Source organism: Brevibacterium sp. UMB1308A (genome assembly GCF_030230605.1).
In the GTDB taxonomy this organism is placed as follows: domain Bacteria; phylum Actinomycetota; class Actinomycetes; order Actinomycetales; family Brevibacteriaceae; genus Brevibacterium.
Genome location: NZ_JASPDO010000042.1, coordinates 1 through 10,948, shown reverse-complemented (window position 1 = coordinate 10,948; position 10,948 = coordinate 1). Strand labels below are relative to the sequence as shown.

Sequence of the window (10,948 nt, the reverse complement as noted above, 5' to 3'; positions counted from 1 at the left end):
GGCGAGCTGGACGGCAAGTTGGAGCGCCTGGAGAAGGCGATCGACGAGTCCTAAGAATATTTCGAGTCTAAGAACCGGCCACGCAACTCAGACCTTTCACGTGTCTGAGTTGCGTGGCTGTTTTATATGTCTTTATAGGTCGTGATCTGCAATGGTGAAGACAGGTGTGTTGTTGTGAATCGATTCCAAACGGATGCGCACCTCTTGGCCTACTTGCGCATCGTCGGCCACGTCGACCACTACTGCTGGGTCAGGGACATGAACGGTGTTAACTGGTGAGTCGTCACGCGTTTTGCGACCAACGACAACGCCAGTGAACTCTTCGCCTATGCGGTCAGCCAGTAGAAGAGCTTCTGTCCGGTCAATCGCGTCTTTGTCGATCCGGGAAGTAATGCTTCCGCTCGATTTCATGATCGAGATGATGTCCTCTAGCCCCTCGGAACTTGGGGTAGGAGCGTTGCGGGCGGCCGCCTCGGCGATAGGCAGAACAAAACGGTCAACCAGACGGCGCAACGGGGCGGTGGCGTGCGCATACGGCGCGCCCACTGCCGCCTGAACCGGGTCCGGATCCGTACCCACCAGTGTGTAGCCGGCGCCGCGGAACAACATGGGGGATGCGTAGTGAACTGCGAGCGCGCGTGGGTCATTCCCGAGGTGGTCGATGGACCTCAAGGTCTCCTGGTAGGTGTCGCGGGGCTCAAAGCCCAAGGTGCGCACGATTGCGTGGAACTTCTCAACAGTCTCTTCGTCTGGGAAGTTAAGCGTGCGGAGGATACCTGTTTCGGCTTGTATCTGGAGTTGGGCAGCAATGCGCCCTGCGAGCAAGCTGATCTGTGCGTTGAAGTCTTCAATGCCTCCCCGAGGTCGATATTGCAGAGTCAGTGTGTCGGTGACCTCTTGATCTGGGATGGCCAGGTCGATTGCGCCACGGGTGCGAGCGTCGGCGAGAAGCGCTTCGCCAACCTGGGGGAGGAGCGCGATGGACGGGTGGAGGTCCTGTCCCTGTTCCCATTGGTGCTGGACAGTGGTGTAGTCGAGTTGTGCACGTGAACGCACCACCGCACGTTCCAGGGTGTAGTCGGTGAGCTTCCCGTCGGTGGCGACCTTAGCGGTGAAGACATAGGCGCTTCGGGTCTGTTCCGGAAGTAGTGAGGCCGCGTCTTCGCTCAGTTCCTTTGGATGCAGGGGGATTTTGCGGTCTGGAAGGTAGATGGTTTGACCGCGTGTGCGCGTTTCCTGGTCGAGTGGTCCGCCGGGTTCGATGAACCGACCCACATCAGCGATTGCGTACATGACCGTGAACGTGTCGGCTTCTGTGGAGGCCTGGGACAGGTACATCGCTTGGTCAAGGTCGCGAGCCCCTGGTGGGTCAATCGTGACGAACGGGATGTGCGTGTAGTCCTGCTTGGGAGAGTCCAGGCCGTCGCGTCCGGTGGCGAAAGGGTCGGCGAGGTCGTGGATTGCCGACCGTGTTTCTTCGAGAACCTGAGCGGGGAAATCGTGGGGGAGATCAGAAGCCAGTTCGTCATAAGCGGACTGAAGGCGTTGAACAGCCGAGCGTTGGATGCGGAAACGACGCTGAAACATGCCTCCAGCATATAAAAGCGCAAGCGCCCCCAGCAGTGTCCTGCGTCAGGACATGGCTTAATCACCCGCAGTGCTTCACGTGGACTGTTCTACTGGGCACGCGTGACTCACCATGCAGAGGTAGCGACACAACACGCGCAAAAACGGGTTACCCAACGCTGCAACCGACTAATGGAGTGCTCCCCATTAGATGGACTGACTGGGTGAGATTCTCGAGACCCTTCCTGATCTGAAAGGTCTTGAGATTCGACACCCTTCCACGGATCTGGATGGCAGGTGCCTCATGGTGAACTCTGCACATAGGCCTGCACTTGGGCCTGGAGGGCCGGGCAAGGCGACAGGCTCCGAGCCACCCCGGTCACGCCGACGTTCACAACGTGGAGACCCCCACGCGACGACTAACAGCTGACAGCCCCAATATGGCGCTTGCTCCGCTGCTTCCCGTGACGAATCAGTACGTGATCGAATCGAAGCCGACTCGCAAGACATCACACTGCGTCTAGTGGGCCATCGTCCTGTGGACCTAGCTAACTAGTGATGGCTCTTGGTAGGGGAACGGAGCTCAGGGGGATGTGGCCCATCGGGACGGTGTTAAGAAACGCTCTGTATGCGGTGTGCGGATCGGTACGGACGCTGGAGTGCGCGTCGGCGGATGGGGTCCTGTAGGCGATGAACAGCGGAGCCCTAGTGGCCAATGGGGCAATGCCTCAAGGTATGTCGTGGGGTCAAGGAGTTTCGCGCTAGGGGTGGAGCAGGGTCCGCTGAATCGATTGGAGTTAATGCAGTCGATGGGTGCAGTGTGACCGATGGAAGTCATGGATCCGATAGGGGTAGTGGTTCCAATAGTGATAATGGAGGCATTGGAGTCATAAATGGATGCTGCTTGTTGGGTCGTCGAGGACTCACTCGCATCGGGAGCTGGACCGCGAGCAAGAAAGGTGCCAAACCGACCAGGGTGTTGCACGATCAGGTGTTTGCGGGGGTGAGGCAGGGGCGCTCGCGGTCGGCGTCGTAGGAGACTCTCGCTGGGCCGTTCACGCTGGAGCTATTCCGGAGCGTCACTCATCTGCAGTGTTGCGTCTACGTGTGAGTACTAAGAGCTCTATGGCTCCAGCGGGTCCTGCGCTCCCCCACATGAATGCGTCCACGTCGCGACGTGTGTCAGTGGACTGCGCACGTCTGCATGGAGCGGCGCATCCGGGGAATGGGCGATCCCAGGAGAGCCTCGCCTGACGGGAGGACGCTGGCCGTTTATCCTCCCGTGTTCCCTCCTGTGGGCGCCTTCCTGCATGCGCTCGCGGCCCACACTGCCGCGCTTGTGGCGGGACAAAGCTCACCCACCCCGTTCTCTCCTCCTCTATGTCCACCCAACCCGTTTCCGCTTCCTCCCAGGTTCGGGTTCTCAGGTACGGAGTCCTTGCGTGACGTGGCGAGGGGAGCTACGGCTCTGGGAGCTACTTCGAGTCGCTCTCGGCGGTGAGCGGAGGTAGGGATTCGATGATCTCCACCGTGCGGACGGAGACAAACACGACCTTCTGGAGTAGCTCCAGGATGTAACGCGGGTTACCGTGCTCGATGCCCCACTGGTTGGGGTCATTGACGATGCCGGAGGCCTTGTCCGTCGTCACCTGGTATTGGCGGATGATCCACTCGATCGCGCTGCGGGAGCCCAGATGGTACCGGTACGCCTCTTCCGGGATGCCGCTCACAGTGAGGTTCGGGTTCAGGATGAGGGTGTCTGGGGCATCGGTGGCCTTCTTCCCTGTGGGGAAGCGCATCTTCTGGACGCGGTAGTAGTCCGCATCCGAACCGGTGGGCTGCAGCAGGTCGGCCTGTTCACCGCCGATGATCTCCAGCGGGTAGGGATCGGCCTCCTCGTAGTCCGCGTGCAGGTGGAACAGCTCACGACCCGCCTCGACGAACGCATGGAAGGACTCCGCGGGCACGTGCGGGATGCGAGGGAGCATCTGCTTAAGCTCCCCGGCATAGCGCTCGCGGTACTCCGGCGAATGCAGCAGGCCGTAGAGGAAGAAGAAAATGTCGTCCTTTGTGACGTGGTTGCCATAGCGCTCCTGCAGGAGTTGGTGGAAGTCGTCGGTGATGTTGTCGACGTGGCGGTACCCGTCGACCACCTCGCTCCCAAGGTCGAGCGCGATCGTTCCCTCGTCCTCGGCGGGCTCCCAGCGGTAGCGGGGGAAGAACTGGCCAGTTGACCCTGCCCCTGCAAGGTGTAGATCGGGAATCAGACGTGTGGCGAGTGCGGTGAAAGGAACTGCCGACCCCGTACCCACTAGCCAGAAACCGTAGTTTTCGTGCCGTGCGGTGGGGAAGTAGCGACGAGCGACGGCCGGAAGGTAGACGAGGCCGTCGGAGTGGTCGATGTATTGCGAATTGAACGGTCGGTAGAGGCTCACCGTCGTACGGCCGGGCTGGCGAGTGAGGGGTCGCCCTTTGGCGAGGCGATCCCTCAGCGACCGATTCCACTTGATTTGAGTGTCGTCGGTGCTGACCACACCCACTGTGTCGGAGCCCTTGGGGGCTACGAGATTATGTGTGGCTGCGTGTTGGGCGAATCTGTCACGTTCTGCGTTGTATGTGCCAACAAATCGAGTGAGGTTTGTGTCTAGAGCTGAACGCGACGAGCTGAGTGCCCAGGCATCTCGGCCTGTTTGAAGACCAACACTGTAATCGTAGAAAGCGGAGATCGTGTCTAGCGAATTGCCTCCGAGAATCGGGTAGGTGAGGTAGTCCTCGTCGCGCTGGTTGATCCAGTCGCCGTACTGGTTGGGCGTGATCTGCTGCCAGGGCACAGCGTCCAGGGTGGAGTCCGCGACGATCGCGAGCTTCTCTTCCCGGCTCAGGTAGTCGCCGATGTCCCGGTAGTGGATCGTCGCGGGTCCGCTGTGCCCCTGCGTGCGGACAAGGAGGAAGACGGCGATCGTCGTGCGTCCGCCGGAGCCGAAGACGTTCCCCTTTTCCTTCTGGCGCAGGACGCCAGCAGTGCGCGCGTTGCCTCGCAGGTTGAACACGTAGATCGAGGAGAACTCCTCGGCGAGGGTCTTGCGCACGCCGGCAGCGGTGTTTCCCTCGAGCCAGCCACCGTTCGTGACGAACCCGATGACGCCCTCGTTGCCGATCCGGTCGCTGGCCCAGCGGATCGCACGCATGTATGAGTCATACAGCATGTTCTTGTTTGTTGCGTCCGTCCGTGCTGCGAACGTATCGCGAAGTCGCGCGTCCAAGCTCGGATACTTGATGTTCGCGTTCTCGTCCGATTCGGAAGTCTGACCCCGCGAGTATGGCGGGTTGCCGACAATGACCTGGATGTCGAGCGTCTTCTGCGCCTCGGCGCGCGAATTGTTCGCGGGGAAGACTTCCTCGTCGGTCAGGTCGCCGTCTTCGGTCAGCTGGAACGTGTCCGTCAGGACGATCCCGCTGAACGGCTCGTAGTCCTCGACGTCCAGCTCGACCTCATGCGCCTGGGCTTGGAGGTCGTGGAACGTCGTCTCGATGTTGATCGCTGCGATGTAGTACGCCAGTAGCAGGATCTCGTTCGCGTGCAGCTCGGACGCGTACTTCCGTGCCAGATCTGCCGGGTCGATGAGCCCGGATTGCAAGAGGCGGACGATGAACGTGCCCGTCCCCGTGAACGGATCGATGACGTGAACACCCTCGTCGCTGATCGACCGGCCGAACTCCTGCTGGAGCACGTCGTTCACGGATCGGAGGATGAAGTCGACGATCTCGATAGGTGTGTAGACAACCCCCATCGCGTCTGCCGCGCGTGGGAAGGCGTTCTTGAAGAAGCTCTCGTAGAGCTCGGTGATGATCTTCTGCTTGCCCTCGGCGTTGTCGATCCCGGCCGCGCGCAGGCGGACGGAGTCGTAGAACTTCTCCAGGGACTCCGCCTCCGCATCGACGTGCATCGCGGTGAGGGTCGCGACCATCCGGTCCATGACCTGCGAGACGGGGTTGTGGTCCGTGAACGCGTACTCCGCGAAGAGCGCGTCGAAGACGGGCTTCGTGATCATGTGCTGGGCGAGCATCTCGATCGCCCCGCCGCGTGTGATCGATTCATTCAGATTGAGGCGCAGCGCGTCGAGGAACACCTCGAAGTGCGACGCGGCATCCGTGTCCGGATCATTGACGAGGGTCGTGATCCGCGCGATGTGGTTCTGCGCGATGACCGCGATGTCTTTGGCCCACTGATCCCAGTAGGTGCGGGAGCCGACCTTCTTAACCATTCGCGCGTAGATCGCATCGCGCAGCTCGTCCATCTTCGACAGCTTCAGCGCCAGCGCACCCTGCACGGCAGAGCCGGTACCAGAGGTGCCCTCGGCATCGGAGCAGGCCCCCGCCTCGGCGTCGTCCGGGCCACCGAAGCCCACGCCCACGATGTCGATCTTCGCGTCGCGGTTCGTGTTGAGCTCGACCTTGTTGACCATCGCGTCGAACCGCTCATCGTGGGCGCGCAGCGCCTGGAGCACGTCCCAGACAACTTGGAAGTTCTTGTTGTCGTCCAGCGCCTTCTCCGGGGCGACACCGGCGGGCACGACGACCGGCAGGATGATGTATCCGTACTTCTTGCCCTTCGCCAGGCGCATGACACGGCCCACGGACTGGACGACGTCGACGACGGACCGGCGGGGGTTGAGGAACATGACCGCGTCGAGTGAAGGCACGTCCACGCCCTCGGACAGGCAGCGCGCGTTCGACAGGACCCGGCAGGAGTTCGTCTCCGTCTCCTCCTTGAGCCAGTCGAGCAGCTCCGTGCGCTCCATCGCGTTCATGGATCCGTCGACGTGCCTGGCCTCGACGGCCAGCAAGTTCTCCGGAGTCTCATCGTCCTGGTTGTCGATGTAGGTGGAGACGACGTCCGTGAACTGGGCGGCGACCTTCTTTGACGATTTGATGTCCTTTGCGAACGCGACCGCGCGGCGCATGGGCTGCGGGTCCAGGTCGAAGGAGTGCTCGACGTCGCCGCGCTTGGCCAGCCCGTTCCAGCAGCCGATAAGCCGGGTGGCGTCGTCCAGGGTGAGTTCACCGTCGCGGGCGAAGGCCTCCTGCATCGCCTCACCCACGGCCTCCTGGTTCACGGTGAGGATGAGGACCTTGTAGTCCGTGAGCATGCCCATGCCCACGGCATCACCGAAGCCCAGGCGGTAGAACTCCGGACCGTAGATCTCCTCGTCGTCCATCGAGGCGAGCACCGCCTGCGCGCGGCCCGCCTTTGCCTTCGACGCGTCGTCGTAGATCCGCGGGGTCGCCGTCATATAGAGGCGTTTGGAGGCCCTGATGTAGTCCTCGTCGTGGACGCGGACAAACGCGGACTCGTCGGTGCCAGCCAGTGTGGCGCCGGTGGTGCGGTGGGCCTCGTCGCAGATGATGAGGTCGAACGGGTCGAGGCCTGCGAGCTTCTGCGCCTGGGCGACGACGTCGATCGAATGGTACGTGGCGAACACGACGCGCATGCCCTCGCCGTTCACGCGGGTGTCGCTCATGCGCTGGGCCAAACGGTCCGGGTCTGTTGTGGCCGGCAGTGCCAGGTCCACGACGGAGATCTCCGGGGAGTCTTCGTTCGTCCTCCGCCCACGGGTGGCTTTTGCGTCCGAGCACACGGCCATCGGGGCGATGCCGACCTCGGTGTTGTTCGTCCACTCGCGCAGCGCCTGGGACAGGAGCGCGATCGAGGGGACGAGGAAGAGGACTGTGCCGCGGGACCCGACGTACTCCTCGGCCAGGCGCAGGGAGGTGAAGGTCTTGCCGGTGCCGCAGGCCATGATGAGGCGGCCGCGATCGTGGTCGGTGAAGCCCTGGGTGACCTGGTCGATGGCGTTGCGCTGATAGGGGCGGAGGTCGGAGGAGCCCGAGAGTTCGAGGACTGTGGGAGTCGCCGGGTCGAAGAGATCCCAGTTGATGCGCGACTGCTCGAAGTCGTTCAGTCCGATGCGGCGGACGGGGATCGACTGGTCACGGATCGCTGTCTCTGCGTTGGGGCCCCACTGGGTGGTGGTCGAGACGATGATGCGCTCGGTGAAGCCGCCGCGGCCGGAGGCGGAGAGGAACGTGTCGATGTCCGCCTTGGAGACTCTGCTCTGGGGGTCGTAGAACTTGCACTGGATCGCGGTCTTCCCGCCATCGCGGCGCTGAGCGACCAGGTCGATGCCGGTGTCGGGTCCCCAGCGGTCGGGCCATTGGTCCCACATCCAGACCTTCTCGAACTGCTCCGACCACAGCGGGTCCGTCTGAAGGAATGACTGCGTGAAGCGCTCGAACTTCGTGCCCTTCTCCGTTTGGGACCCGGGTGAGAAGTAGAGCTTATCGAGCAGCTTCATCGCGGTGAGCTTAGTGGAGGACGACATGCTCACCATTATTGCCCAAGTGTGCTGGCGTAGGCCATCACCTGCAGGTATCGCGTGATCCGGAAAAACTCGGAGGGGCCGTATCGGTCGTGACGCTGTTCCCGTCAAGAGCTGGGGCCAGTGTCCTGCCCGCTCCTGCACGCCTTCAGTTCTTCACACAGAAGACGATCAGCTAGCCAGGAACGCGCCTCCGCAGCGCGAGAAGGAGAGAGATGGGGTGACCTCGAATGCTGTGGCAGCGATGGTGCCCGGCGCGGTCGCGGAGCTGCGGCTAGTGTTGTGCACGCCATCACACTCTCGATGCATCGACACGGAAGAAGGCATCAAATTCATGGGCCGGAACCTCAGCCTCATTGGATCTTCGTCCGCTGCGGTGGTGGCCACCGCTCTAACCCTGAGTGCCTGCGGAGGCACGAACGAGTACCCCGGGGAGTCGTTCCGGTACGATGCTGTGACCGTGAAGTGCACGGAGAAGGGCGGAACCATCACTGCCACGTTCACCGAGTCTCGCACCGGCAACGAGTTCACGACCACACAGCCCGATGAGGGTAGCGACCCCGCTGGAGGTGCGCTGACTCTGGGCGATTGCGGCGAGGAGTTCACCTGGGAGGTCAGCGACAGCGGTGGCGAGGAGAACCCCTTCGAGAATGACCAGCAGTGCGGTGAGCCAGTCATCCGGTCCGACACCGGCATCATGGACTTCGGTAAAGGCCTGCGCCAGGTAACCACCGTAAGCGACGAGGGTGAAGTTCGAGTACAGATCCCCGGGTAGGTCGACTGCGCGGGTGGCTCCGAAAGCTAATGGTAGGCGTCCAAGTCGCTTCGCATCGTAAGCATTGGTGTAGTTGCTATCGCGCCTGGTAGTCGATCGTGGGCACGGATGAGAAGATGAGCCCGGCAAGCGATAGGGCTCATCTCACGCTCTGGGGCGTCTCGTCTGTGGGACAGAAGCTGAAACTACTGGCGTCAGATGCTCATGTCGAGCTTGGCATCCTCAGCAGGATCGCCTTCCTCGAACCCAGCGATTGCACCCCTGGACACAGAAATCCACAGGTGCTCCAGCTCCCGACCCAGGCGGTCCTCGCCAAAGACATGCGTGCGAGCAGTCGCGCCGAGGGTTTCCGTCTCAAACCAGCGCCGTCGAGTCTTGAGGTCGAGCGAGTAGCCGGTCACGCGGCGGACAAGAGAGCCATCCACGAACCCCTTGATCGAGGGGGCGAAGATCGCTCCCGCCGACTTCGCGCGCTGGGCGTTCTCCTCCGACATGGGCCAGACTCCCGAGATCCCTGCCCACTGCTCATCCTCCGTCAGATTCGCCAGGTTGGAGAAATCCCAGCCAGCCCAACGACGGTGCTGCCCACTGGAGCGGAGTTGATCACACGGTCCGCTCGGGCGGAGGGGGCCGATTGAAACGCGGAGCACGCTCAGGCCGACGCCGTTGATGACACGAGTACGGGAGAACAGCCTCTCCACCTCCTCGGAGTTCACCAATGCGGGGATGGTGGACGCGGTGAGGCGATGCATCGTGACAAGGTCCGCGATGCAGGCGGGAGTCACAGTCGGAAGCGCCTCGGCATGAAGTGAATAAGCGCCCCGGAGGTGTAGCGCGTTTGCGGACCTCAGGGACTCAGTGGCTCGGTGTGCAGCCTGCTCGATAGTGATGTTTTCCGACATAAGACATTCCTTTGATCTCGTTCCCAAACCTTGGTCACCTCGTGAGATGTACCGTGGTCTCGATGTATCGATGCAATCATACCAGATGATAAGTGGGGGTTCATCTGTGAATGAGATGAAGAGTGAATCTAGCAGGTAGCTAATCTTTTCGGATAGCCTCCGTGCATGTCTTCCACTGGCGTGGTTTTGCCTCGGCTACAGACAACTGTCGGTCTCGAGGTCCTCACTTCACGACGGCTTCGCGCGCTCCCTCCAGCGACTCTCGCCAGCTACGCTGCGGACGCTCGAGTCTGGCTCACGTATGTGGCGTCTAACAAAATCGACCTGCGGGGGCATGATCGGGTCGGGTGGGCTTCGACCTCTCTACGCGCTCGCGTCGAGTATGCGGGCAAGACGCATCGCTGGGGTGCGGCGCTTGTATGGCTGACTTGAGGTGGGGGGGAGTGCACGACGCTGTTGCCGAGGCCGTGAAGGTTGTGCGGGCGTCTGGGCTTCCGCACCGCACGGATGCCATGTTCACCACGATTGAAGGTGAGTGGGATGAAGTGTTTGCGGTTGTGAAAGAAGCGACCGAGGCGGTGGCCCGCTTTGGTCCGCGTGTTTCGTTAGTGCTCAAGGCCGATATTCGTGACGGTCGTACTGGCGAGCTGGACGGCAAGTTGGAGCGCCTGGAGAAGGCGATCGACGAGTCCTAAGCGTGTGTGCCTGGCTTCATTCTTCACGGATGTGAGGGAAGTTAGCGCGAGCGTCGCGGTCGCTTACCCGCTGATATAATTTGATTCGGATGACAAATGATGTCGACTATCATTTCTCATTCTTCCTGTCAGGACCCCCGGCTTGTTCGGGGGTCCTTTTGTTGGTTGGTGAAGCGCCGCTAAAACATGGCTTCAGGTGCCAAACAGCACAAACACCCCCAGGCGAGACGGCGCAAAGCGAGCGAAACTCCGCAATATAATGCGCCGTCTTGCTCACTTTGCGCCGTCAGGACTTTGCTATATCACCCGGATTGCTTCACTTGGACTGTTCTACCAGGCTCACGTGACTCACGATGCAGATGTAGCGATACCACACGCACAAAAACGGGTTACCCAACACAAACCGAAATGCTGTGTTGACTAATTACCCATTTTGTTCGTTTTGCTCACGTTTTCGGCCCAAAATCGGCACACTACCCATCACAGCTAAAGAAAATCATCTGACTTGTGGTGGGTAACTGGGGGATGCATGCAAAAAGGAGAACGATGACCTGCCCCACCCAAACACAAACGCCACAAAGCTAGAACACTGCTCTAACCCTGCGGCGTAAAGTGTCAACCATGTCGCGA

General features: G+C 61.2%; 5 protein-coding genes. 2 read left to right on the top strand and 3 right to left on the bottom strand.

Features of this window, described 5'->3' with window-relative positions:
- Positions 1 to 132: 132 nt before the first annotated feature.
- Both QP868_RS11640 and QP868_RS11635 read right to left on the bottom strand, forming a co-directional pair.
- Positions 133 to 1,587: a ribonuclease catalytic domain-containing protein gene (locus QP868_RS11640; RefSeq protein WP_284926733.1), complete on the bottom strand. Its 1,455-nt coding sequence runs from the start codon at positions 1,585 to 1,587 to the stop codon at positions 133 to 135.
- Between the two features lie 1,454 nt (positions 1,588 to 3,041).
- Positions 3,042 to 7,949, bottom strand: a complete 4,908-nt coding sequence (locus tag QP868_RS11635; RefSeq protein WP_284926732.1) for a DEAD/DEAH box helicase — start codon at positions 7,947 to 7,949, stop codon at positions 3,042 to 3,044.
- 217 nt (positions 7,950 to 8,166) lie between these two features.
- Here QP868_RS11635 and QP868_RS11630 point away from each other — a divergent pair, with 217 nt between their 5' ends.
- Positions 8,167 to 8,721 (top strand): hypothetical protein, encoded by a 555-nt coding sequence (locus QP868_RS11630; protein ID WP_284926731.1) that lies wholly within the window; start codon positions 8,167 to 8,169, stop codon positions 8,719 to 8,721.
- Between the two features lie 194 nt (positions 8,722 to 8,915).
- On the opposite strand, the gene QP868_RS11625 is transcribed toward QP868_RS11630, so the two are convergent.
- The gene (locus QP868_RS11625) at positions 8,916 to 9,623 is read right to left on the bottom strand and encodes a hypothetical protein (RefSeq protein WP_284926730.1); all 708 of its coding nucleotides are present in this window, start codon (positions 9,621 to 9,623) and stop codon (positions 8,916 to 8,918) included.
- A 419-nt stretch (positions 9,624 to 10,042) separates the two neighbouring features.
- Between QP868_RS11625 and QP868_RS11620 the strand changes: the two genes are divergently transcribed.
- Positions 10,043 to 10,318 (top strand): thiamine-binding protein, encoded by a 276-nt coding sequence (locus QP868_RS11620; protein WP_284926729.1) that lies wholly within the window; start codon positions 10,043 to 10,045, stop codon positions 10,316 to 10,318.
- Positions 10,319 to 10,948 lie beyond the last annotated feature (630 nt).

Bases quoted from the DNA above. Each gene is read 5' to 3' on its own strand.
- QP868_RS11625 (WP_284926730.1), bottom strand. From the start codon at position 9,623: ATGTCGGAAAACATCACTATCGAGCAGGCTGCACACCGAGCCACTGAG.
- QP868_RS11640 (WP_284926733.1), bottom strand. From the start codon at position 1,587: ATGTTTCAGCGTCGTTTCCGCATCCAACGCTCGGCTGTTCAACGCCTT.
- QP868_RS11620 (WP_284926729.1), top strand. From the start codon at position 10,043: ATGGCTGACTTGAGGTGGGGGGGAGTGCACGACGCTGTTGCCGAGGCC.
- QP868_RS11635 (WP_284926732.1), bottom strand. From the start codon at position 7,949: ATGTCGTCCTCCACTAAGCTCACCGCGATGAAGCTGCTCGATAAGCTC.